Genomic DNA, 22,122 nt, shown 5'->3' with positions numbered 1-22,122 from the left:
CCTCAGGGTGCGCCGGGGGGCGCGGGGTTGCGGGGCCTAAGGCCGGAGAGCGGCACGGCGGCGCCGCCCACCCGGGTGATGCCGGGCGGCGGGCTCAGCGAGAGGCGGTCGTGGGGCAACTCGCGCAGCAGGGCCACCTCGCGGCAGGCGGTCTGCTCGCGGTACAGGGTGACGGGCACGCTGCGCACCCCCGCCGGGTCCCCGATCCACACGGCCATGGCGTACTGCGGGGTCACGGCGGCGCACCACGTGTCGTTCACGTCGTCCGTGGTGCCGCTCTTGGCGCCCAGCGGTATGGCCCGGCCACTCAGGCGCTGAGCCAGCGTGGGGCGCAGAAACGGCACGTGAGACGCGCGGTCGTTCACGGCGCCCGTCAGCAGGTCGAAGGTCTGGTAGGCCACCACCTCGTCCCACAGCGGGGCGCACCCGGCGCGCGGCAGCGGCAGCGGGCGCCCGGCGCGGTCATAGACCTCGGCCAACAGGTGCGGCGCACACCGCTGCCCGCCGCCGGCAAAGCTGGCGTAGGCGGCGGCCACGGCCAGCGGCGCGGCCCGGAAGGTGCCCAGGGCCGGGCTGGAGCGGTTTTCGGGGTCCGGGCGGTAATCCAGGCCCAGCAGCACGCGGCGCAGCCCTTCCTCACGCGGGGTGCCCACCTGCACGGCCACCGTGTTCAGCGAGCGGGCATTGGCCTCGCGCACCGTGACCGCGCGCCCCAGAAAAGCCCCGCTGCTGTTGCGCACCGCCTGCCCGGCGTAGCGGGTGGGCGCGTCCGGGAAGGTGCTCAGCTGGGTCAGGCCGTCGCCAAAGGCGTGGGCGTACAGCAGCGGCTTGACGGTGCTGGCCACCGGGCGCCGCGCCGAGACCGCCCACTGCCGCCCGGGGTCACTGCTTTGCAGGCCGCCCGTGCTGCTGGCCAGCGCCACAATGCCGCCGCCGCGCACATCCACCACGGCCGCGCCCTCGGCCACGCCGCCCTGGCGCCCCTCCGCGGTCAGGCGCGAGACCAGCGCGGCCTGGGCCCGGGCGTCCAGGGTCAGCACCACGCGGCCCACCCGGCGCGGGTCCAGCCCGCCCGCGCGCAGTTCGCGCCGCACGAGTTCCTGCAGCGCCCACACCGGCTCGGGGGTCTGGTCGTACCCGGGGTTGCGCCGCGCCGAGACCACCCGCAGGTCCGGGCCACTGCCGGCGTAAACCACCTGCCATAGCCGGGGCGCCAGCGGTGTGCCCACGGCGGCGCGGTGGGCGTCCTCGCCAATCAGGCCGCGCGCGCGCAGCAGGTTCAGGGTCAGCAGTTGCTGGCGGCGCATCCAGCGGAAGCGGGCCGTGGCCGTCTCGGGCGGGGTGTCCCCGGCCACCAGATAGCGGCCCGGGGCAGGCAGCAGCCCCACCAGAAAGGCGCTCTGGGCCAGGGTCAGGTCTGCCGGGTCCACCCCGAACACCGCCTGCGCCGCGTCGTAGATGCCCTTGCGCTGCCCAATGCCAATCCAGGGCAGGCTGTTCACGCTCATGGCCAGCACCTCGCGCCGCCCGTAACGCCACGTGACCAGCGGGGCCAGCACGAACTCGGTGGCCTTGCGCCGCAGGGTCAGCCAGGGCCCGCGCCGCCCGGTGTCGTAATCGAAGTGCCCGGCCAGCACGCTGTTTTTCAGCAGCTGCATGGGAATGGTGCTGCCACCCGCGCCGGTCAGCACGGCGCGCGGCAGCCGCCCCAGGTCCACCCCCGCGTGCGAAAAGAAGCGCACGTCCTCCTTGGCCACGTAGGCCAGCAAAAAGGCGGGCGAGACACCGCTCAGGGGCACGCTCAGCGATTCGCGGCAGGGCACGGCGTTGGTCAGGTTGCCTTCCTGGCAGTGGTCAATTACGCCCAGCGGAGCGCCCCGGCGGTCTTGCACCTCAATGGGCTGCAACTCGGCGCGCAGGTTCCACACCCGCGCCAGGGCGCCGGTACCCACCGCGCCCGCCACCCCCAGGGCCAGGGTGCCCAGGGTCAGCACGCCCACCCCGGCCAGCCCGGCGCGCGCCGCCCGGGCCAGGGTCCAGGGTTCGGGGCGCCGCACAAATGGGGTGCGCGGCCAGGGATTGCGCCAGCGGCGCCACAGTGTGCCAGTCACTCAGCGCACCACGTCCAGCACGCCCGCCGCCGCCGAGCGAAACTGCCAGTCGCGCGCCACCTGATTCCACAGCCCCGAGAGGCCCACCAGCAGCACCAGCAGCGCTCCCAGCCCTGCCAGGGCCGACACCGCCCCCGCCCACGAGGACCGCCCCAGCTGGGGCCGGCCCACACGTGGTCGCCGGGGGGCGCGTTCGGGGCGGGGCCGGGGCATGGGCGGCAGCGGGGCCGGGGGCAGACCCGACGAGTAGGGCCGGGGTTTGCGCACGAAGCTCATGGGGGCAGCATAGAGGGACGCCATGAGGGCTGCATCCCACCTTGGGAGGATGAAACGGGCGTGAAAAGGCAAGGCGGCCCCCTCCGGTGTGCGCCAGCTGACGGCCCGACCCCCGGGCCGCGCCTACCCTGGGGCGCAGGAGGTGCCACTGTGGAGATTGGAGAGCAGGTACGCCCGGCAGACCGGGCCGCGTGGCGGCGCTGGCTGCAGGTCCAGCACGCCAGCGCTGCGGAGATCTGGCTGGTGACGGCCCGCCAGGGCAGGGCGCGCGCGGTGCCCTACCTGGACGCGGTGGAAGAGGCGCTGTGTTTTGGCTGGATAGACGGCCTGGCCAAACGCCTGGACGAGGAGTGGCTGGCCCAGCGTTTTACCCCGCGCCGCCCGGGCAGCCACTGGACCGAACTGAACAAGGCCCGCGCCCGCCGCCTGATTGAGGAGGGCCGCATGACCGACGCCGGGCGGGCCGCGTTGCCCGACCTGACCCTGCGCCCGGTCGAACTGGCCCCGGATCTCCGGGCCGCGCTGGAAGCCGACCCGGTGGTGTGGCGCCACTACCAGGCGTTGCCTGAGGCCTACCGCCGCATTCGCATTGGCTATATCGAGGAGATGCGGGGCCGCCCCGCCGAGTTCGAGAAACGCCTGGGCCATTTCGTGGCCAGGACCCGGCAGAACAAGCAGTTCGGCGTGATGCGCTGAGGGGGCCTGCTGGGGGCGCGCTGGTCAGGGCCCGCACCCCCTAGACTCGGGGCCATGACTGCCTCCACTGCGCCGCTGCCCACCCGTGACGACCTGCGTGCCCAGTTTCCGCCGCTGGAGCAGGGCCGCGCCTACCTGGACAACGCGGCGGGCGGCCTGATTCCCACCCGTGCCATCGCCGCTGTCACCGCGCACCTCACCCGGTACGGGGCCACCAACGCCATGCCCGGCCACCGCCCGGGGCGCGAGATTCTGGCCCTCAAGCACCGCGCCCGCGAGGCCACCGCCCTGTTCCTGAACGCCGCGCCCGAGGACGTGGCCCTGGCCCAGAGCGCCACGGCGCTGACCTTCCGGCTGGCCGCCGCCTTTGCCCGCCTGTGGGGCCCCGGCGACGAGGTGATCCTGAGCGGCCTGGAGCACGAAGCCAACGCCAGCCCCTGGCGCGAACTGGCGCGGGTGGGCGTGACCGTGCGCGTGTGGCACGCCCGTCAGCCAGACATGACCCTGCAGGTCGACGACCTCGCGGCGCTGCTCTCGCCGCGCACCCGGCTGGTGGCGGTCACGGCGGCCAGCAACGCCCTGGGCGTGACCCCGGACCTGAGCGCCATTACGGCCCTGGCCCGCGCCGCCGGGGCCTGGACGGTGGTGGACGCGGTTCACGCCGCGCCCCACGCCTTTCCCGACGTGCAGACCCTGGGGGCTGACTTCCTGACCTTCAGTCCCTACAAGGTGTGGGCGCCGCACCTGGGCGCGCTGTGGCTTCGCCCGGACCTGCGCGCCGGACTGCCCTGGTCCCGTCTGGACTTTGTGCCGGCCGGCGACGTCACGGGCCTGGAACACGGCACGCCGCAGTTTGAACTGCTGGCCGGCTGGCTGGGCACCCTGGATTACCTGCGCGAACTGGGTGGCCACCCCGAGCTGACCCGCGCCGCCCTGGACGCGGCGTCGGCCCGCATTCAGGCCCTGGAAGCCCCGGTCATGGCCCGGCTGGTGCAGGGCCTGCTGGCCCAGGAGCGCGTGACGGTATATGGGCCTCAGGGCACGGCGGGCCGCGTGGGCACCGTAGCCTTCCGGGTGCGCGGCGAGGTACCCGAACAGACCGCGTGGCGCCTGAGTGAACGCGGCGTGGACGTGGCCGCCGGGCACTTCTATGCCGCGCAGCCCCTGAAAGACCTGGGCCTGTACCCCGAGGGCGTGGTGCGCGCGAGCATCGCGCACTACACGACCGAGGCCGAGATCGAGCGCCTGCTGGCCGCGCTGGATTGAGCCTGGCGCTGATGAGACATGTCGCGTTGCGGTTGGCAGACTGGCGCTGAAGCAACCACACGGCGTCTGTGTCAAGAACAGGAGCGCTGGCGACGTCGAAGGGCCGCTTTCGGGCCCTTTGGCCCAGTCATACGGACTGCCGTCCATTTCCGTCACATCCGGGACAGCGCCGGATGTTCCTCCAATTCCCGGAAATCCGTCTCTTTTCCCTCTCCCTCTGGTCGAAAAAATTCCGGAACACGTTACGGAATTTTTCGGAACCCGTATCACTCGCTGCCAAGCCCCCGATCAACCGAGCGAGCTGGGACAGCGGCGCCGCAGCGCGAGTGGCGAACACAGTGCCTCACACCGGGAATGGACACGTTGCTGCGCGGTTCTGAACCGTTAGCCCGGGGAAGGGGCGAGGCCCTTAAGTCGCTCGCTGCCAAGCCCCCGATCAACCGAGTGGGCCGGAACAGCGGCGCAGCAGAGCGAGTCTCGAAAAAAGGACGTTGCACCGGGAGTGGAGACTGTTCGGTGCTCTCCTGAAAATTCGCAACGTAAGGGGCGACGTCCTTAACAGCGCGGGGGGTTCTTCCTGGCCCTGTCTCTCAGCCGCGACCTTGCTGAAGGGCGGGGCTCTCGCATCTGCCGTCAACCGGCAGAGGGGACATTCTTCCTGGCTCTGGATCAGCCCTCTCTTCAAAAATGAACATGTTCAGTTTTGATCATGTTCACCAAAGGAGAGACTATGCAACGCTGGGCCGGACGACTGTTGATTGGGGTGGCGCTGGGCCACATGGCGCTGGCACTGGGCAGCGTGCTGCCCGGGTTGGAGACGCTGGCGCCAGGCGGCCTGCCGGGCATGATCGGTGCGCCGTGGGGCCCGCCACAACCAGAGCGGCACGCCGCGTTCTGGAGTTCGCTGGGCAGCTTTGCGGGCGCACAGGCGCTCTGGGGCCTGTGGGTGCTGGCCGCCGCCCGCGAGGGCAGACGGCCGCCGCGGGGCACTGGCCTGGGCCTGCTGGCGCTGACGGTCCTGCAACTCACCCTGGCGCCCGTGAGTGGCTTCTGGCTGAATCTGGTGCCGGCGCTGCTCCTGATGGCCGCCGAGGCCCAGGCCCCCGTGACGCCCCCAGAGGCCGTGTCATGACGCGCCCGCTGCCAGGCGCCCCCAGCCGCCGCGAGCGCCACAAGCAGGACAAGCGGGCGCGCATCCAGGCCGCCGCCCTTTCCCTGTTCACCCAGCAGGGCTACGAGGCCACCACCATCCGGCAGATTGCCGCCGAGGCCGATGTGGCCCCCGGCACCGTCTTTCGCTACGCCACCGACAAGGCCGATCTGCTGCTGATGGTGTTTCACGACGTGATCGCCCAGGCCATAGAGGAGGCCCTGGCCCCGGAGCGGCTGTCGGGGCCGCTCTTTCAGGTGCTGCCGGGCCTGTTTGACCCCTTCTTCGCCTTTTACGAGGCGAGGCCGGCGCTGGCCAGCGATTTTCTGCGGCTGGTGCTGTTTCACGACAGTCCGCAGCGCACGCGTGAACTGGAGCAGGGCCACGCTTTTGTGGAGCAATTGGCCGGCCTGTTGCGGGCCCGCCAGCAGGCCGGCGAGGTGGCCACCGATCTCGACCCCGCCACTGCCGCCTTCGCCATCTTCTCGCTGTATCAGGCGTGCTTGGTGGGGTGGCTGTCGGGGGGCGGCACGCTGGCGCACGCACGCGAGCAGCTGGCGGCCCTGCTGGGGCTGCAGTCGCGGGCCCTGCAGGCCAGCGCGGCGGCCAGGGGCCCGGCATGACCGCTTCAGTGCTGATCGTGGGGGCGGGCATTGGCGGGCTGGCGCTGGCCCAGGTGCTGACCGCCCATGGTGTGCCCGTGCGGGTCATCGAGAAGGCGGCGGCCCTGCGACCCGTAGGCGCAGGCCTGATTCTGGGCGGCAACGCCCTGCAGGTGCTGGAGCGGCTGGGGCTGGCCCAGGCGGCGCGCGCCGCTGGGTACCCCCTGAGCGCCGCGCAGCTGACCACCGCTGCGGGGCAGCCGCTGCACACCCTGTCTTACGCGGCCTGGGGCGGGGCAGTGGGTGTGCACCGCGCCGCGCTGCAGGGCATTCTCAGCCAGGGGCTGGCCGGGCAGATCCTGTTTGGGACCACCCTGCGCGCCCTGCAGCCGCAGCCGGCGGGCGTGGACGCTGTGCTCAGCGACGGTACGGTGCATAGGTGCCGCGCGGTCATTGGGGCCGACGGCCTGCACTCCTCGGTGCGGCGGCTGCTGTTCGGGGGAACCGCGCCGCGTTACGCGGGCTACACCAGCTGGCGCTTCGTGGTGCCGCTGCCGGGTCCGGCCCAGGCCACCGAACTGTGGGGCCGGGGCTGCCGCCTGGGCCTGGTGCCGATTGGGCCACAGCAGACCTACGGCTACCTGACTGCCAACGCCCCCGAACAGCCCCCGGGACAGGCCAAGCGGCCCGGCGACGTGGCCGAGGTGCTGGCCCACGGCGCCCCCTTCGGCGGTCCTGCCCCGGCCCTGCTGGCGGGGCTGGACGCGGGGACCCCCGTGATCCGCACCGACATTCACGAGGTGCAGCTGCGCCGCTGGGGACAGGGCCACGTGACGCTGCTGGGCGACGCGGCCCACGCCCTGACCCCCAATCTGGGCCAGGGGGCGGCCCTGGCACTGGAAGACGCCTGGGTGCTGGGCCAGCACCTCCTGGCTGCCCCTGACGTGCCGGCGGCCCTGGACCGGTACGAGGCCCAGCGGCGGCCCCGGGTGAGAGCGGTGCAGCGCCAGTCGTGGCTGCTGGGGCAGGCCGGGCAACTGGAATCTGGCACGCTGCGCGCCCTGCGGGACCTGGCCATGCGCCTCACGCCACCCGCCGCCGCGCAGCGCTCCAGCCAGGGGCTGTTCACCGTCAATCTGGACGTGGGCTGAGACGGCTTCCGAAAAATTCCGTCATGTGTTACGGAATTTTTTCGACCAGAGGGACTCGAAGAGCTGCGCAGCAGAGAAGGAAAAATACGGATCTCCGGAAATGGACGGCAGTCCGTATGAGACGGCCGGCCGTCCAGTTCCGGACCATCCAGGAAGAAGGAGGGTGTTTCCCGCCTTCAGCGCTGGTCCAGCCCATTGCCCGGCCATTCGCCCGCTTGCCTGCGCTGCGCCGCCGCTCTGCGGGTCCCTCCGGTCGGAAAACTTCCGTTATGCGTCACGGCCCGGTTCGGAAGCTGGCTGAGCCCACCTCCGCTCCTGCTGGCCCGGATGCAGGCAGGGGAGGGGCCAGTCACTCAGGCCAGGGCGCGGTTGAGTTCGTCCCGGAAGCCCCGCGCTGCCGCCACACTCGCCCCGACATCCAGCCCCCGGGCATATTGCACGCCCCGGCTGGCACTGGCCAGCGCCCCGGTGCCCCCGGCATCAAACGCCGGCGCCAATTGCGCGGCCCCCGCGCCCTGCGCCCCCAGCCCCGGCAGCAGCAGCAGCGCCCGGGGCAGCCGCGCCCGGAAGGCCGCGAGGTCCTGTGGGTGCGTGGCCCCCACCACCGCGCCCACGCTGGCGTACTCGCCTTCCTCCTGCGTGTTCAGGCGCGTCACCTCACCGGCCACGCGCTCGCTGATCCCGTGGCCCTGCAAGTCGGCCTGGCCGGGGTTGCTGGTCTTGACCAGCACGAACACGGCGCCGCCGTTGGCCCGGGCGGTCTGCACAAAGGGGGTCAGGGTCTCGAAGCCCAGAAAGGGGTTGACCGTCAGCGCCGAGCCGGCGTGGTCGCCCGCCAGCCAGCCCTGGGCGTATGCCTGCGCCGTAGAACCGATATCGCCCCGCTTGCCGTCCAGCAGCACCGGCAGCCCCAGCGTGCGGGCAGCGGCGCAGACCTCGTGCAGCACCGTCAGCCCGGCCAGCCCGGCAGCCTCGTAAAAGGCCAACTGCGGTTTGAGACACGCGGCGTAGGGCGCGGTGGCCTCCAGCACGTCCAGCGTGTGGGCGCGCAGGTGGTCCAGGTCGCGGTAGGTCTCCAGGCGGGGGTCCAGGCCCACGCACAGGCGGGTGTCGAGGCGGCGGGTGCGGTCGGTCACAGCCTGCGCAAAGGTCATCGGGCCCGAGGCTAACACGGGCCCAGGCCGCTGCGCCGCTAGAAGCCCGGCGGCGCAGCGGCCCCCGCCTCACTACAATGACCCCAGGGTCAGGGCCCGCCGGGGAGAATGGGGCTCGCAGCGTGCCCAGTCCACAGGAGGTTCCAGATGCCGCCGCGCCGTTCTGCTCTGCTGTCCGCTGCGCTGCCTGCGGCGCTGTTTGCCGCGCTGTACCTGGGGTTGCAGGCCACGGCGCTGCGCTTTCAGGGCGCGCCCGGCCTGTCTGCGTGGTATCTGCCCGCCGGCCTGATTCTGGCGTTTCTGACCGCCTATGGACTGCGGTTTGCGCCGTGGGCGCTGCTGACGGTGGCGCTGGGGGGCGCCCTGCTCTCGCCGCACGCACCAGACCTGCTGGCGTCTTTGGTGAACGTAACCGCCTACACGCTGGGGGCCGCCCTGCTGCGGCGCAGCGCGGGCTGGCGTTCGGGGGCGGTGGGCCTGCGCGACGTGCCCCGCTTTGCCACGGCGGCGGTGCTGACCTCGGGGCTGGCGGCCCTGGGCACAGTGTCGGTTCTGAAGCTGGCGGGCGGACTGCCCGGCCTGCCGTGGTCCACCGCCATCCTGAACTGGTGGGTGGGCGATCTGGTGGGCATCGTGGCGCTGACCCCACCGCTGCTGCTGTTGCGGCGCCGTGAGCGGCCTGGGGCCACAGGGCCCGGGGAGGCAGACCGCCGCTCGCGGCGCCGGTTCGGGCTGCTGGCGCTGCAGCTGCTGGCCATTCCCGCCACCCTGCTGCTGGTGTTTGGCCTGGGTGCGGCGCACGGACTGCAGGTGCTGTACCTGTGTTTTCTGCCGCTGCTGTGGCTGGCCCTGCAGCAGGGGCTGCCGCTGGCCACCCTGGGCAGCCTTCTGATGAGTGCGGGCATCACCCTGCTGGCCTGGGCCACGGGCGCCTCCGCGCCGCAGCGGCTGGACATGCAGCTGCTCATGACCACCCTGGCCCTGACCACAATGGTGCTGGCCACCCTGAGCACCGAGCGGCGGCGCCAGCGCCAGCGGCTGGCGCACCTCGCGCTGCACGACGCCCTGACCGGGCTGCCCAACCGCCGCGCCTTTCTGGAAGGGCTGGGCCACATGCTACGCCGCCGGGGCGCGGGCGGCGGGTCCGTGCTGGTGCTGTTTGTGGACATTGACCGCCTGAAATGGGTGAACGACACGCTGGGTCACGCCGCTGGCGACGCCTACCTGCGGGCCATGGCCGGGCGCCTGGCGCGCGCCCTGCCGCCCCAGGGGCTGGCGGCCCGGCTGGGCGGCGACGAGTTTGCCCTGGCCCTGCCGGTGCAGACCCAGGCCGAGGAGGTGCAGTGGGCCCAGGGGGTGCTGGCTGGTGTGCAGGGGCCCCTGCAGGTGGCGGGCTACGAGATTGCGCCGGCCGTGAGTGTGGGGGCCAGCAGCGCCCCGCGCGACGGCGCCGATGTGGAGGCGGTGCTGCAACGCGCCGATGAAGCGATGTACCACGCCAAGCGCACCGGACAGGGGCTGCACCACTTCGTGCCGGCCATCCCTGATGGCCACTACACCGCGCTGCAGTACGAACACGATCTGCGTCAGGCGCTGGCGCAGGGCGGGCAGCTGGAACTGCACTATCAGCCGCAGGTTGACCTGGGGTCCATGGAGGTGATCGGCTTCGAGGCGCTGGTGCGCTGGCGCCACCCCGAACAGGGCCTGATTCCGCCCGGCGCCTTCCTGCCGGTGGCGGAGCGCACGGGCCTGATTGTGCCGCTGGGCAGCTGGGTGCTGCGGGCGGCCTGCACGCAGTTGCAGCGCTGGAGCCTGCAGACCGGGCGGCCCCTGCGCATGGCAGTGAATGTCTCGGCCGCGCAGCTGCACCCGCCGCTGGTGGCCGAGGTGCGCGCGGCGCTGGAGGCCAGCGGGGCCGCCCCGGGCCAGCTGGAACTGGAACTCACCGAAAGCGCGCTGCTCACGGATCCGGCCCGGGCGGCCGGGGTACTGGCCGACATCGGGGCGCTGGGCGTGCGCATGGCGCTGGACGACTTTGGCACCGGCTATTCCAGCCTCAGCCACCTGAACGTGTTTCCGGTGAACACCCTGAAAATCGACCGTTCCTTTGTGCAGGCCCTGCAGGGTTGCCCGCCTGAACGCAGCGTCGTGCGCGGCGTGGTGGCCCTAGGGCACGCCCTGGGCATCTCGGTGCTGGCTGAGGGCGCCGAGACCCCGCAGCAGGTGGCGTGGGTGCGCGACCTGGGCTGCGACGCCGTGCAGGGCTACGCCCTGGGCCGCCCGGTGCCGCCGGAGCAGGCAGCAGCCTTTCTGCAGGTCCGGGCCTGAACGCCGGGGAAGGGAAGTGCGGCGGCCCAGTCCCGGGCCAGCCCCGGCGACATCCACCGCGCCGCCCACGCCGCCTTAGACTGCGCCCATGACCTTTTCCATCGTGGGGCGCGACCCGCGCACGGGTGACCTGGGGGTGGCAGTGGCCAGCAAATTCCTGGCGGTGGGCGCGCTGGTGCCGTTCGTGCAGGGCGGTGTGGGCGCGGTGGCCACGCAGAGTTACGTGAACCCCACCTTTGGCCCCCTGGGGCTGCAGCGCCTCGCGGCGGGCCAGCGCCCCCAGGAGATCGCCGCGCAGTTTCAGGCCGAAGATCCGGGCATCGCGCAGCGCCAGTTCGGGCTGGTGTCGGCCTCCGGGCACAGCGCCACCTTCACCGGGCCCGGGTGCCATGCCTGGGCGGGGGGCCACGCCGCGCCGGACGTGGCCATTCAGGGCAACATCCTGACCGGGCCCGGGGTGGTGGCGGCCATGCGCGAAGCCTGGGAGGCGGGCGCCGGGCTGCCCCTGCCCCGGCGGCTGCTCTCGGCGCTGGTGGCCGGGGACCGTGCCGGGGGCGACCGGCGCGGGCGGCAGTCGGCGGCCCTGCTGTGCGCGGGCCCCGGGCGCGGTTACGGCGGCCTGACCGACGACTGGGTGAACCTGCGCGCCGACGACCACGAATCGCCCTGCGCCGAGTTGAGCCGCCTGCTGGACCTGCACGACCTGCTGTTTACCCGCCCCGAAAGCACCCGGCCCCTCACGCCCGCCGAGCTGGGCTGGCTGCGCGCCCTGCTGGTGCGCGGGGGCTACGCGCCGGCGCTGCCAGAGGGCAACTGGGACGAGCAGACCGAGGCGGCGGCCTGGGCGATGTACGGCACCGAGAACCTGGAAGAGCGCTGGGTGCCGGGCGGCGAGGTGGACCCGGTGGCGCTGGCGTACCTGCAGGCGCGCCACCCGGGGTAGACTGCGCCGCATGCGGCTGTCCGCCACCGATGTCTACGCCTTTCAGGCGCTGGGGTTCCTGGGCGCCCAGCCCTCCGAGCGCTGGGTGTCCAGCGAGGAGATCAGCGAGGCCACGGGCGTGCACCGGCCCTATCTGGTGCGCATTCTGGCGGCCCTGAGCGCCAAGGGCGTGGTGAGAAGCAAAAAGGGCATTGGCGGCGGCTACGCCCTGGCGCGCAGGCCCCAGCTCATCAGCCTGTGTGAGGTGGTGCGCGCCATTGACGGGCCGGTGGCGCCGCTGTCGTGCATCAGCCTCAACTGGCATGAACCCTGCGTGGAAGAGGCGCGCTGCCACGCCCGCAACACGGTGTACACCCGCATGCGTGACGCCATGCTGGGTGTGCTGCAGGAGTTCAGCGTGGCTGACCTGGTCACTGACGCCCGCCAGGGCGTGAGTTACGGTCACTGCCTGACCCATCTGCTCAAGCCCAACGCCTAGGTCACCTGCTGCTCTGGCCGCTGCTGGCGCGGCAGGCTCTAGGCTGGGGGCCATGCCCCTTTCTGCTTCTGACCGCGCGGCCCTGTGGCCGGCCCTGCCCACCCTGCCCGTTCACTGGGCTGCCCTGCCTGGGGGGGGTGTTCCGTTGCCCGGGGGCCTTCGGCTGGTGGCCGGGGACGCGCCGGACGGCACGCCCTACCTGCGGGCCACCTTGCACGCCTCCGAGGACTTCGCGGAGCTGCTGGACGGTCGCGGCGATTACACCGAAGAGGAGCTGGACGATCCCGACGCGGTCATGGAGGAGCGCTGGGTCACGGCGCAGGCGGCGCTGGCCACGGCGTTGGCCCAGGCCGCGCCGGTGCTGGGCGAGCCGGCCCGCACGGCGTCTGCCCCGGGCGGGCGGGTGCACTGGCTGCTGGCCGACCGCACGGTTTCGCTGGGCCTGCAGCAGGCCGACCGGGACTGCCCCATAGAACTGTGCCTGTGGCTGTTGCCCCCGGGCCACACCCCCGAGAGCCTGGAGCTTTGAGACGAACGGGGGGCGCAGGCCACTCACGGCTTCTCTGCACCACTGAGCTGAGGGACGGTTCAGCCTGGAACAGGGGCGCTGGTCTGCTCCAGCCCACTCCTCGAATCCTCTGGCCAGCGGCCACCGCGCTGCCCGGTACCGAGAAAAGCCCGGCGCCGGCCCGTTCCCCGGGGCGCTACCCTGGCGCCCATGACCCGCCCGCTCTATCACGACAGCACCCGCCTGACCTTCGCTGCCCAGGTGGCGCAGGTGCAGGGCTCAGAGGTGGCCCTGGACGCCACCGCCCTCTACCCCGAAGCTGGGGGACAGGCTGCCGACACCGGCACCCTGCGCTGGGCCGGGGGAAAGGCCCGGGTGCTGGGGGGCCGTAAGGAAAAGGACACAGGCCTGATCTGGCACCCGCTGGAAGGGGACGTGCCGCCCGTGAGTGCGGCGGTGCAGGGCGAGGTGGACCCGGCGCGGCGCTGGCGGCACATGCAGCGCCACAGCGGCGAGCACCTGCTGGCCCAGGCGTTCGTGCGCGTGAACCCGGCCTTCACGGTGGCCGCCGTGAACATGGCGGGCCCCGAATGCACCCTGGACCTGCACGGCGACCCCACTGAGGCCGACCTGCGCGCCGCCGAAACCCTGCTGCGCGAAACCCTGGGCCGCACAGAGCTGACCCTGGATACGCCCGTGGTGCCCCAGCACGAGCTGAGCCGCTACCCCCTGCGCCGCGAGACGGCGGTGCGCGGCGACGTGCGGCTGGTGATCTTCCGTGACGCCCAGGGCCAGCCGTTCGATGTGAGTGCCTGCGGCGGCACCCATGTGCCCCGCGCCAGCATGGCCGCGCCCGTGGCCGTGCTGCGCCACGAGCGCATCAAGGGGGGCGTGACCCGGGTCACCTTCACGGCGGGCGAGGAAGCGGGCGCGCACCTGGGGGGCGTGTACGCCCAGGCCCGCGCGCTGGCGCAGGGGTTCAGTGTGCCTGTGGAGCGGCTGCCAGAGCGCGTGCAGGCCCTGCGCGAACAGGCCGGCGCGCTGCAGGCCGAGCTGGACGCCCTGCACGCGGCCCACGCCCGCACCCTGCGCGACCACGCCCCGGCCCAGGCATGCGGCGCCCTGAGCTTGAAGGCGCTCACGCTGCCCAGCCCGGCCGGTCTGCCCGCCGCTCTGGGCGATCTGCCCCCTGGCCATGTGGTCCTGGCGACCACCCCGGAAGGCCGCTGCGGTGTGGGCAGCGCGGCGCCGGCTGTGGACGCCTCGGCGCTGCTGCGGGCGGCGCTGGCGGTGGCCGGGGGCAAGGGGGGTGGCCGCGCTGATCTGGCCCAGGGCAGCACGCCTGACCCGGCGGCCTTTCTGGAGGCGGCGCGTACGCTGCTGCCGGGCTGATCTGGCAGCGGGCCGCCGCGTTCTGGCTCTGTGCCCGGTGGGCCACCCCAACCCCGCCGCCGGGGGACCATGGGCCGCGCAGCCCCTGCTAGCCTGGGGGCCATGAGTCTTCACCTGAACGCCGAACCCGGTCAGATTGCCGAAACCGTCCTGCTGCCGGGCGACCCCCTGCGCGCCAAGCACATTGCCGAAACCTTCTTTGAGAACCCTGTGCTGCACAACACCGTGCGCGGTATGCACGGCTACACCGGCACGTACAAGGGGCAGCGCGTTTCTGTGCAGGGCACCGGCATGGGCATTGCGTCCAGCATGATCTACGTGCACGAGCTCATCACCGGCTACGGCTGCAAGCAGCTGATCCGCGTGGGCACGGCGGGCAGCTACCAGGCGCATGTGCATGTGCGCGACATCGTGCTGGCGCAGGCGGCCTGCACCGACAGCAACATCAACAATGTCCGCTTCGGGCACAAGAACTTTGCGCCCATTGCCGATTTCGAGTTGCTGCTGCGCGCCTATCAGATTGCCCGCGAACGTGGCCACACCACCCACGTGGGCAACATCATGAGCAGTGACACCTTCTACCAGGACCAGTTCGAGCAGTTCCAGCAGTGGGCGCAGTTTGGCGTGCTGGCCGTGGAGATGGAAGCGGCAGGCCTGTACACCCTGGCCGCCAAGCACGGCGTCAAGGCCCTGACGGTGCTGACCATCAGCGACCACCTCGTGACCCACGAGGAAACCACCGCCGAGGAACGCCAGCTTACCTTCAACGCCATGATTGAAGTCGCGCTGGACGCCGCGCTGGGCGGATAAGCCACACAGCGCGCTGCCGCCGGGCCCCACGTGCAGCTGGGGCCCGGTTTTATGCTGGGGCGTATGGGCCAGAAGGGAGAGTGGACGTTCGTGTATCCCGGCGACCCGGCGCGGAGCACGCTGGGCGAGGTCGTTGTGGGTCGGCCCCTGCACTGGTCGTGGCTGGGCCGTCTGCGCTTTGCCCTGTCGGTGCTGCGGCGTCCGGCCAGTTTTCCCCCCAATCCTCAGCGGATGAAACGGGTGGGGGATGTGCCGGCGGGGCTGTCGGGCGTGGCGTGGCCGCCCAGCGTGAACCCACTGGGGCTGTACCGCGCCGGGTGGGGTGGGGAAGAGGCGGTGCTGCTGGAGCTGCCAGCCGACGAAACCGCGCGCGGGTTGGCCCACCGCGCGACGATGGCAGCCCTGGCGGCTGCCCTGCCCCCGCTGCGCCTGGGCGGGGTGGGCTTTGCGCCCTGGGCCCAGGCGTTCCGGGCAGAAGCAGACCGCGCGCTGCTCCCTGACGCGCTGTGGCCACACGGCCCCCATCCCCTGCGCTGGGTGCCCTACCCGGACCCCGAGGTCCCCGGCACCCTGTGGCTCTCGCCTCCGCCGGGGCAGCGCTGGTCGGGCGATCCAGGTTCTGTCCTGCTGCTGCTGGCCCCGGGCAGCGATCTGCGGGCCGCCTTCGCCCACTGGCTGGCCCAGGCGGCTGAGCAGGGCTGGAGCGCGCAGCCGCCCCTGTTCGGCGCGCGGCAGGCCCTGACCACCCTGGACCAGCCCGGGCGCCGCGCCACCCTGAGCGCCAGCCTGTTCACCCTGCCCTGGGGCGAGTGCTGGGCGGTGACCCTGGACCGGGGCTGGCTGGACACCCTGGCCGGGCAGGCGCACGAGCCAGGCGCCCCGGAACCGCGCTGGCAGGAGGGGTAGCCGAGCCCTTTGCCCCTGGGCGTGCAGGGCCGCGCCGAATGGGCCCACCACTCCACAAGGCCGCCCGGCCGTCGTGCTTACGCCTGCCGCTGCAGCCGGGCAATAAAGAAGCCGTCTATGCCGCCTTCGGGCACCGTCAGCACGCCGGGGCCGGCAGGCACGCTGGGCACCTCCAGGCCGGGCACCGCCTCGGCCACAAAGTCCGGCTGGGCCTCCAGAAAGCGTGCCACCACCTCTGGCCCCTCGTGCGGGGTCACGCTACACACCGAATAGACCAGGGTGCCGCCGGGCGCCACCAGCGCGGCAGCGTGCGGCAGCATCTGGCCCTGCAACTGCGCCATAGCTTCCACCGCCTCCGGGGTCAGGCGCAGCTTGATTTCCGGGTGGCTGCGCAGGGTGCCGCTGCCGGTGCAGGGAGCGTCCAGCAGCACAAAGGGCGCGGGCTCTGCGGCCAGCGGCCCGGTCAGGTCGTGGGTCAGAAAGTCGGCCTTCAGGCCCAGCCGGCGCAGGTTGGCGCGTGCGGCCTCGTGCTTGGCGCCCACGAGGTCCACGCTGGTCACCTTCGCGCCGCGTGTCGCCAGCATGGCGGCCTTCACGCCCGCACCCCCGGCCAGGTCCAGCACCCGCGCGCCGGCAACGTCGCCCAGGGCGTCCACACACGCCATGCTGGCCGGGTTGATGGGCTGGGCCTGCCCGCGCGCATAGGCCGCTGTCTGGCGCAGTGGGCGCTCCAGGCCCACCCGGTCCACGCCCTGGGGGCCAGCCTCCACCACGCTGCCTTCCTGCTCCAGGGCCCGCACGCCCTCATCCGACAGACTCAGCCACAGGGGCTGCGGCGTCAGCAGGTCGGCCATCACCCGCTCGGCGGCCTCGCCGTAGGCGCGGCGGTACAGTTCGGCCAGCCACGCGGGCAGCTCGGCCGGGGGAGTCACGTCCACGCCCTCCAGGGTCACGCGGCGCAGCACGGCGTTCACCAGCCCCGGGGGGGCCAGCCGGGCCGCGCGCGCCAGATTCACGTAGTCGCTGACCACCGCGTGCACCGGGGTGCCCAGATACAGCTTTTCAAAGGCGCCGGCCAGCAGCAGGGCGCGCGTTTTGGGGTGGGTGGGGCCGCGCAGCAGGGGTGAGAGGGCGGCTTGCAGGCTCAGCACGCGCCGCAGGCTGCCGTACACGATGTGGGTGGCCAGCCCGGCGTCCCGCCCCGGCAGCCGGGCCTGGTTAAGCGCGGCGTCCAGCGCAGGCGCCGCGAAAGTCTCGCCGCCCAGCACCCGCACCAGCACGCGCACCGCCAGTTCGCGGGCCGGGTTGTGGGGGCCGGGGCGATCACGAAGGGAACGGGGAGGCGTCTGGGTCATCCGGGCAGTGTACGCGGGCCCCGTGGGCAGGTGTCCTGCGCCCCCCAGCGGCGGCCCTGTGGCCCCACCACCGGGCGGCCAGAAGGTGCCTAGAGCGGCAGGTGGCGGGCGCCCGCGTTCATCGGCTACAGTAGGCTGAACCGCTTCCATCCTGCCAGTGCAGCGCTGGCCCCTATCTGCCCCACCCGGGCAGCCGTTCCACATTGAGTGAAGGTGACTGCAGACTGACTGACACGTGAAAAATAGGAGAGTTCAGGTCATTGTCAAGTGGGGGCGCGCGGCCTATACTGTTCATGAGCAACCGGAATTCAAGCTTGCCGAGGTGCTCGCCTTGGCCTTCGGCCGGGCACCCCCGCCCGCTGCAGAACGCCAGTGGACCCACAACCCCGAGTGGAAGCGGTTCATACGAATCGCCCACCATCCAAGGAGCCTTATGAAAAAAGCCCTGACTCTTCTGTCTCTTGCCCTGCTGGGCCAAGCCGGCGCCGCCACCATCACGGTGTGGACGCACTTTGGCGAGGGCGAACTGACCTGGCTGCGTGCCCAGGCCGCGCAGTTCAAGGCCAAGACGGGCCACACCGTCAACCTGGTGTCGGTGCCCTTTGATCAGATTCCCGACAAGCTGATTCAGAGTGCGCCCAAGGGCCAGGGTCCGGACCTTGTGACCACCCTGCCCCAGGACCGTCTGGGCCAGCTGGCGGCGGCGGGCGTGATTGAGCCCATGGACAAGTACGTGACCAGCCGCACGGACTATGACCGCACCGCCATCAACGCCATGACTTACCAGGGCAAGCTGTTCGGCATTCCCATGTTCGCCGAGGCCGTGGCCGTCATTTACAACAAGAAGCTGGTGCCCAACGCTCCCACCACCTGGGCGCAGTTCCTGGCCACCGCCCAGAAGAACACCGGCAGCGGCCGCTTCGGCTACCTCGCGGACCTGAGCAACGCCTACATGCAGTACGGCATCATCAGTGCGTACGGCGGCTACGTGTTCAAGAACAACGGCGGCACCCTGAACGTCAAGGACGTGGGCCTGGGCAACGCGGGCGCCGACAAGGCCAGCGCTTTCCTGAACGATCTGCGCTACAAGTACAACCTCGTGCCCGAGGGTGTGGACGGCGGCGCCGCCAAGAGCGCGTTCGTGGATGGCCGCCTGGCGATGCTGCTGACCGGGCCCTGGGACATGGGCGACATCAAGAAGGCCGGCATTGACTACGGCATCATGAACTTCCCCACCCCTCCTGGCGCCAGCGGCAAGTGGAGCCCCTTCGTGGGCGTGCAGGGCACCCTGATGAACGCTTACAGCAAGCAGAAGTCGGTGGCCGCGCAGTTTGCCAAGCAGATTTCGTCCAGCGACGCGCAGGTGGCCTTTAACAAGGCCGGCGGCCGTATCCCCGTGAGCCTCTCGGCCCGCACCAAGCTCAAGAGCGACCCCGTGGTGGTGGGCTTTGGCCGCGCCATCAGCGCCGGCACCCCTATGCCCAACGTGCCCCAGATGGGCGCGGTGTGGAGCCCCTGGAGCAGCGCCATTGCCCAGAGCGTGCAGAAGGCCAACCAGAACTACGCGCAGATCCTGGACAAGGCTGTGCAGGAAATCAACGGCGCCATCAAGTAAGGGCTTCGGGGAACGTGCGCAGGTTCAGGCGCGTTCCCCTGTTCGTCCAGAAGCGGCAGCAGTTCCGCCGGTTCTGGACGTTTTGCTGTGGGCCCAGGCCGCTGCCGCCCACTGCTGAGGGTGCCGGCCTGGACGGCTTGAGGGTGCTGCTCCGCCCCTGCAGGGGCCTGATTGGCCCTGCTCCTTCATGCCCCAGAGCCGCGCCGGCGCCTCCTCAGCAGCGGGCATCTGGATAAGTCCGCCGCCCCCACAGCCATTGGGGTAGGGTAGAGCACACTTCTCTCTCAGCGTCCGCTGCCTTTGTGTTCACTGCGCCTTTTCTGCCGGCCATGTGCCAGGGAGGTCTCCACCGTTCATGACAACTCCGCTGCCTGTTCGCGCCCCCCGGCGCCCCGCCCCGGCCCCGCAAGGCACACGCGGTTTTCTGCTGGCTGTGCTGGTGCTGGCTGCCCTGCTGGGCGCCAGCGTGCTGCTCGGCTGGCTGCTCTCGCTGGTCACCGCCCAGGTGGTGCCCGGCGCTCCCGCGTATCTGATTCTGGTGTGGTCGCTGCTGGCCCTGGCGGTGCTGGCCCCACTGACCTATAACACCTTTCCCTGGATTGGCTCGTGGTTTTACCTGCTGCCAGCGCTGGTGTTTGTGCTGGCCTTTACGGTGGTGCCGGTCATTCTGACCATCAACTACGCCTTTACCAACTACAGCGGGCAGAACAGCGGCAGCCCCGACAGCGCGGCGCGCACAGCGGCCACCCTCAGTGGCGACCGCCGGGTGCTGACCCTGCCAGAGCTGGGCGAAGAAACCGCAGCGCAGTTCCTGAAATGTAAGGCCCCCACCTGCGCCGGGGACACCATCGTGCTGTATGACGAGGAAGCCTCCACTCCCGTGCGGCAGAAGGTTGCCAGTGTAGACGGCAGCCGCGTGACCCTCAGCGCCCCGGTCACGGAAACCCTGGCGGTGGTTCAGGCCACCCGCATCAACCGCTACGGCTACGTGGGGCTGGCCAATTTCCAGGAAATTTTCAGCAAGGCCAGCCGCGCCCTGTGGCCGGTGTTTCTGTGGACGGTCGTGTTTGCCTTCAGCACGGTGGTCATCAACGCGCTGGCGGGCCTGATTCTGGGCATCCTGCTGTACAACAAGAACCTCAAGGGCCGCAACATCTACCGCACGCTGCTGTTCCTGCCCTGGGCCATTCCGGCCGTCATCAGCGTGCAGATGTGGGTGGCGCTGTTCAACCAGCAGTTTGGCATCGTGAACAAGTCGCTGGGACTCTTGGGCATTGTGGCGATTCCCTGGCTGAACGATCCGCTGTGGGCCAAGATCAGCATTCTGCTGGTGAACCTGTGGCTGGGCTTTCCATACATGATGACCGCCACCATCAGCGCCCTGAGCACCATCAACGACGACCTGTACGAGGCCGCCGAGATTGACGGTGCCAGCCGCTGGCAGCAGATCACCGGCATTACCCTGCCGCTGCTGCGCACGTCGTTCACCCCGATTCTGCTTTCGGGCTTCGCCTTTAACTTCAACAACTTCGGCATTATTTATCTGCTCACGGCGGGCGGCCCCGCCCAGGAAGGCCGCGAGAGCACCGCGCAGAGCACCGACATCCTGCTGTCGTGGGGCTACAACACGGCGTTCGTGTCCAGCGGCGGCCAGAACTTCGCCCTGGCCAGCGCCATCGCCCTGATCATCTTTTTCCTGACCCTGGCCATCAGCGTCGTGAACTTCAAGGCGGCCGGGGTGTTTGAGGAGGCCCGCAAATGACCTCTGTGCCTGGTCCGTCCTCGCTGCCCCCGGGCGGCTATGTTCACCGCGAACCCGGGCCGCTGCGCCGCGCGCTGCCGTGGCTGGTGCTGGCCGCCATTGTGCTGGGCCTGGGCTACCTGGGTTCTGTGCTGGTGGACAGCCTGCAGGGCAAGCAGAAAAGCTTTTCTATTTATTTCGTGGAACACGGCTGGGTGCGTTTCCTGGCCTTCCTGCTGGGCGCAGCTGGTCTGCTGGCCCTGACCAGCTTCCTGGGGCAGCGCCTGGGGATGGTGCGTACCGGGCGGCGCATCAGTTACTGGGCGGTGCTGGGCACGCAGCTGACCCACCTGTTTCTGATTCTGGTGGTGCTGGTGGCCATCTACCCGCTGCTGTACGTGCTGATCGCGGCGTTCGATCCGCGCAACAGCCTGTTTGCCTTCCCGGACTTCAGCAACCCCAACATCCTGTACCGCTCCGGCCTGCTGCCCAACCTGCAGGTGCTGAGCTACGAAAACTTCGCCAAGCTGTTTGAAGGCTTCACCGTGCCGCTGTGGCAACTGGTGCTGGCGGTCCTGGGCGGCGCTGCTGGGGCCGCGCTGCTGCTTATGAAAGGTGTGGGCAAGCTGTCGGGCCGCCCCGAGGGCCTGCGCACGCCCATGCGCTGGGCCGGCTGGCTGCTGCTGGGCGCCCTGGCCCTGATCGTGGTGTTCATGACCCCGGCGCAGTTCACGGGCGAGACCAACGAGAGCAAATTCGTGCTCTCGGTGCGTAACACGCTGCTGGTGTCGGGGATTACCGGCCTTCTGGCCATCATCCTGTCCACCACTGCCGGTTACGCCATGGCCCGGCTGCGCTTCGCCGGCCGCTTCCAGACGCTGCTGTTTTTCATCTTTATCCAGATGTTCCCCGTGTTCCTGGCGCTGGTGGCGGTGTACAAGATGCTCACCGACCTGGGGCTGGCCAACACCTTCACCGGCCTGATCCTGGCGTACTCGGGCGGCGCCATCGCCTTTAACACCTGGATTTTCAAGGGCTACGTGGAAAGCCTGCCCGAATCGCTGGAAGAAGCCGCGATGGTGGACGGCGCCACCCGCTGGCAGACCTTCCTGCGCGTGGTCCTGCCCCTCTCGGGCGGGATGATGGTGTTCATCTTCCTGAACCAGTTCATCGGCACCTATGCCGAGTTCATTCTGGCCAATGTGCTGCTCACCGGCGTGGAGCAGTGGACGGTGGGCGTGATGCTGCGCTCCTTTACCACCGGGCAGTTCAGCACCAAATGGGGCGTGTTCGCGGCGGCGGCCACCCTGGGCGCCCTGCCGATCATCGCGCTGTTCTACGCCTTCCAGAATTTCTTCGTGGGCGGCGCTGTGGCCGGCGGTGTGAAAGAGTAAAGAAGCATACGGGACGGCGCGCGCTGGCCACCGCCAGCGCGCGCCATGTCTTCTGGCTGAAACAGGAGGCGAGCAAGGGGGCGGAATTGGCCTGCTGTGGCTTGCTCAGGGAATCCACCGCTTGTATCCACGACGAACGCCGGGCAAATCGAGGAAGAGCCGGGCTTCCGGGCGTGAAGAGACGCAACCCGGAACAGGACAAGGCGCCAAAGGAACGGACGGCCGCCCACAGCAGGCCAAACGGCG

The 22,122-nt window shown here is 70.7% G+C and carries 19 protein-coding genes; 15 read left to right on the top strand and 4 right to left on the bottom strand.

Translation table 11 applies throughout. The features are described from left to right. Positions 1 to 2 precede the first annotated feature (2 nt). Both C8263_RS03590 and C8263_RS03585 read right to left on the bottom strand, forming a co-directional pair. On the bottom strand, positions 3 to 2,111 hold the full coding sequence (locus C8263_RS03590; protein ID WP_233218621.1) for a transglycosylase domain-containing protein: 2,109 nt from the start codon (positions 2,109 to 2,111) through the stop codon (positions 3 to 5). Beyond that, positions 2,112 to 2,387 (bottom strand): hypothetical protein, encoded by a 276-nt coding sequence (locus C8263_RS03585; protein ID WP_107136724.1) that lies wholly within the window; start codon positions 2,385 to 2,387, stop codon positions 2,112 to 2,114. A 150-nt stretch (positions 2,388 to 2,537) separates the two neighbouring features. Between C8263_RS03585 and C8263_RS03580 the strand changes: the two genes are divergently transcribed. From C8263_RS03580 to C8263_RS03560, 5 genes are all read left to right on the top strand, one after another. Next, positions 2,538 to 3,083 (top strand): YdeI/OmpD-associated family protein, encoded by a 546-nt coding sequence (locus C8263_RS03580; protein ID WP_107136723.1) that lies wholly within the window; start codon positions 2,538 to 2,540, stop codon positions 3,081 to 3,083. A gap of 54 nt (positions 3,084 to 3,137) precedes the next feature. Next, positions 3,138 to 4,349 carry a cysteine desulfurase-like protein gene (locus tag C8263_RS03575; RefSeq protein ID WP_107136722.1) on the top strand — a complete coding sequence of 404 codons (1,212 nt, stop codon included), beginning with the start codon at positions 3,138 to 3,140 and terminating at the stop codon, positions 4,347 to 4,349. 730 nt (positions 4,350 to 5,079) lie between these two features. Further along, positions 5,080 to 5,481: a DUF6463 family protein gene (locus C8263_RS03570; protein WP_146160572.1), complete on the top strand. Its 402-nt coding sequence runs from the start codon at positions 5,080 to 5,082 to the stop codon at positions 5,479 to 5,481. Next, positions 5,478 to 6,122 (top strand): TetR/AcrR family transcriptional regulator, encoded by a 645-nt coding sequence (locus C8263_RS03565; protein ID WP_107136720.1) that lies wholly within the window; start codon positions 5,478 to 5,480, stop codon positions 6,120 to 6,122. Before C8263_RS03570 ends, C8263_RS03565 begins: the two co-directional genes overlap by 4 nt. Further along, positions 6,119 to 7,252 carry an FAD-dependent monooxygenase gene (locus tag C8263_RS03560; RefSeq protein WP_107136719.1) on the top strand — a complete coding sequence of 378 codons (1,134 nt, stop codon included), beginning with the start codon at positions 6,119 to 6,121 and terminating at the stop codon, positions 7,250 to 7,252. Before C8263_RS03565 ends, C8263_RS03560 begins: the two co-directional genes overlap by 4 nt. Before the next feature lie 353 nt (positions 7,253 to 7,605). On the opposite strand, the gene pyrF is transcribed toward C8263_RS03560, so the two are convergent. Continuing rightward, positions 7,606 to 8,406 (bottom strand): orotidine-5'-phosphate decarboxylase, encoded by an 801-nt coding sequence (pyrF, locus tag C8263_RS03555; RefSeq protein WP_107136718.1) that lies wholly within the window; start codon positions 8,404 to 8,406, stop codon positions 7,606 to 7,608. A 147-nt stretch (positions 8,407 to 8,553) separates the two neighbouring features. Here pyrF and C8263_RS03550 point away from each other — a divergent pair, with 147 nt between their 5' ends. The 7 genes from C8263_RS03550 (at position 8,554) to C8263_RS03520 (ending at position 15,771) form a co-directional block, all read left to right on the top strand. Further along, positions 8,554 to 10,734 carry a putative bifunctional diguanylate cyclase/phosphodiesterase gene (locus tag C8263_RS03550; protein ID WP_158263733.1) on the top strand — a complete coding sequence of 727 codons (2,181 nt, stop codon included), beginning with the start codon at positions 8,554 to 8,556 and terminating at the stop codon, positions 10,732 to 10,734. An 88-nt stretch (positions 10,735 to 10,822) separates the two neighbouring features. Next, the gene (locus C8263_RS03545) at positions 10,823 to 11,677 is read left to right on the top strand and encodes a DUF1028 domain-containing protein (RefSeq protein WP_107136716.1); all 855 of its coding nucleotides are present in this window, start codon (positions 10,823 to 10,825) and stop codon (positions 11,675 to 11,677) included. Positions 11,678 to 11,687: 10 nt separating this feature from the next. Beyond that, positions 11,688 to 12,155 (top strand): Rrf2 family transcriptional regulator, encoded by a 468-nt coding sequence (locus tag C8263_RS03540; protein ID WP_107136715.1) that lies wholly within the window; start codon positions 11,688 to 11,690, stop codon positions 12,153 to 12,155. A 52-nt stretch (positions 12,156 to 12,207) separates the two neighbouring features. Beyond that, positions 12,208 to 12,684 (top strand): hypothetical protein, encoded by a 477-nt coding sequence (locus C8263_RS03535; protein WP_107136714.1) that lies wholly within the window; start codon positions 12,208 to 12,210, stop codon positions 12,682 to 12,684. Between the two features lie 189 nt (positions 12,685 to 12,873). Beyond that, positions 12,874 to 14,055, top strand: coding sequence for an alanine--tRNA ligase-related protein (locus C8263_RS03530; protein ID WP_107136713.1), 1,182 nt, complete (start codon positions 12,874 to 12,876; stop codon positions 14,053 to 14,055). Between the two features lie 102 nt (positions 14,056 to 14,157). Then, complete coding sequence (gene deoD / locus C8263_RS03525; protein ID WP_107136712.1) at positions 14,158 to 14,865, top strand: purine-nucleoside phosphorylase; 708 nt, start codon at positions 14,158 to 14,160, stop codon at positions 14,863 to 14,865. Positions 14,866 to 14,928: 63 nt separating this feature from the next. Next, entirely contained in the window at positions 14,929 to 15,771 is an 843-nt protein-coding gene (locus C8263_RS03520; RefSeq protein WP_107136711.1) for a hypothetical protein, read from the top strand. Positions 15,772 to 15,848: 77 nt separating this feature from the next. Here the strand turns inward: C8263_RS03520 and C8263_RS03515 are convergent, their stop codons facing one another. After that, on the bottom strand, positions 15,849 to 17,126 hold the full coding sequence (locus tag C8263_RS03515) for an RsmB/NOP family class I SAM-dependent RNA methyltransferase (RefSeq protein ID WP_107136710.1): 1,278 nt from the start codon (positions 17,124 to 17,126) through the stop codon (positions 15,849 to 15,851). Positions 17,127 to 17,559: 433 nt separating this feature from the next. On the opposite strand from C8263_RS03515, the gene C8263_RS03510 reads away from it, so the two are divergent. From C8263_RS03510 to C8263_RS03500, 3 genes are all read left to right on the top strand, one after another. After that, entirely contained in the window at positions 17,560 to 18,741 is a 1,182-nt protein-coding gene (locus C8263_RS03510; protein ID WP_107136709.1) for a sugar ABC transporter substrate-binding protein, read from the top strand. Between the two features lie 355 nt (positions 18,742 to 19,096). Then, positions 19,097 to 20,503 (top strand): ABC transporter permease subunit, encoded by a 1,407-nt coding sequence (locus C8263_RS03505; RefSeq protein ID WP_107136708.1) that lies wholly within the window; start codon positions 19,097 to 19,099, stop codon positions 20,501 to 20,503. Beyond that, on the top strand, positions 20,500 to 21,876 hold the full coding sequence (locus tag C8263_RS03500; protein WP_107136707.1) for a sugar ABC transporter permease: 1,377 nt from the start codon (positions 20,500 to 20,502) through the stop codon (positions 21,874 to 21,876). Before C8263_RS03505 ends, C8263_RS03500 begins: the two co-directional genes overlap by 4 nt. Positions 21,877 to 22,122: the final 246 nt, after the last annotated feature.

It is taken from the genome of Deinococcus arcticus (genome assembly GCF_003028415.1).
Lineage (GTDB): Bacteria > Deinococcota > Deinococci > Deinococcales > Deinococcaceae > Deinococcus > Deinococcus arcticus.
The sequence above is the reverse complement of the archived record's forward strand: the minus strand, read 5'-3'. Positions and strand labels throughout refer to the sequence as shown.

Excerpts from the sequence above, each read along its gene's own strand:
- pyrF (WP_107136718.1), bottom strand. The coding sequence starts at position 8,406 with ATGACCTTTGCGCAGGCTGTGACCGACCGCACCCGCCGCCTCGACACC.
- C8263_RS03510 (WP_107136709.1), top strand. The coding sequence starts at position 17,560 with ATGAAAAAAGCCCTGACTCTTCTGTCTCTTGCCCTGCTGGGCCAAGCC.
- C8263_RS03530 (WP_107136713.1), top strand. The coding sequence starts at position 12,874 with ATGACCCGCCCGCTCTATCACGACAGCACCCGCCTGACCTTCGCTGCC.
- C8263_RS03575 (WP_107136722.1), top strand. The coding sequence starts at position 3,138 with ATGACTGCCTCCACTGCGCCGCTGCCCACCCGTGACGACCTGCGTGCC.
- C8263_RS03515 (WP_107136710.1), bottom strand. The coding sequence starts at position 17,126 with ATGACCCAGACGCCTCCCCGTTCCCTTCGTGATCGCCCCGGCCCCCAC.
- C8263_RS03500 (WP_107136707.1), top strand. The coding sequence starts at position 20,500 with ATGACCTCTGTGCCTGGTCCGTCCTCGCTGCCCCCGGGCGGCTATGTT.
- C8263_RS03545 (WP_107136716.1), top strand. The coding sequence starts at position 10,823 with ATGACCTTTTCCATCGTGGGGCGCGACCCGCGCACGGGTGACCTGGGG.
- C8263_RS03505 (WP_107136708.1), top strand. The coding sequence starts at position 19,097 with ATGACAACTCCGCTGCCTGTTCGCGCCCCCCGGCGCCCCGCCCCGGCC.
- C8263_RS03520 (WP_107136711.1), top strand. The coding sequence starts at position 14,929 with ATGGGCCAGAAGGGAGAGTGGACGTTCGTGTATCCCGGCGACCCGGCG.
- C8263_RS03540 (WP_107136715.1), top strand. The coding sequence starts at position 11,688 with ATGCGGCTGTCCGCCACCGATGTCTACGCCTTTCAGGCGCTGGGGTTC.
- C8263_RS03560 (WP_107136719.1), top strand. The coding sequence starts at position 6,119 with ATGACCGCTTCAGTGCTGATCGTGGGGGCGGGCATTGGCGGGCTGGCG.
- deoD (WP_107136712.1), top strand. The coding sequence starts at position 14,158 with ATGAGTCTTCACCTGAACGCCGAACCCGGTCAGATTGCCGAAACCGTC.
- C8263_RS03535 (WP_107136714.1), top strand. The coding sequence starts at position 12,208 with ATGCCCCTTTCTGCTTCTGACCGCGCGGCCCTGTGGCCGGCCCTGCCC.
- C8263_RS03570 (WP_146160572.1), top strand. The coding sequence starts at position 5,080 with ATGCAACGCTGGGCCGGACGACTGTTGATTGGGGTGGCGCTGGGCCAC.
- C8263_RS03565 (WP_107136720.1), top strand. The coding sequence starts at position 5,478 with ATGACGCGCCCGCTGCCAGGCGCCCCCAGCCGCCGCGAGCGCCACAAG.
- C8263_RS03585 (WP_107136724.1), bottom strand. The coding sequence starts at position 2,387 with ATGAGCTTCGTGCGCAAACCCCGGCCCTACTCGTCGGGTCTGCCCCCG.
- C8263_RS03550 (WP_158263733.1), top strand. The coding sequence starts at position 8,554 with ATGCCGCCGCGCCGTTCTGCTCTGCTGTCCGCTGCGCTGCCTGCGGCG.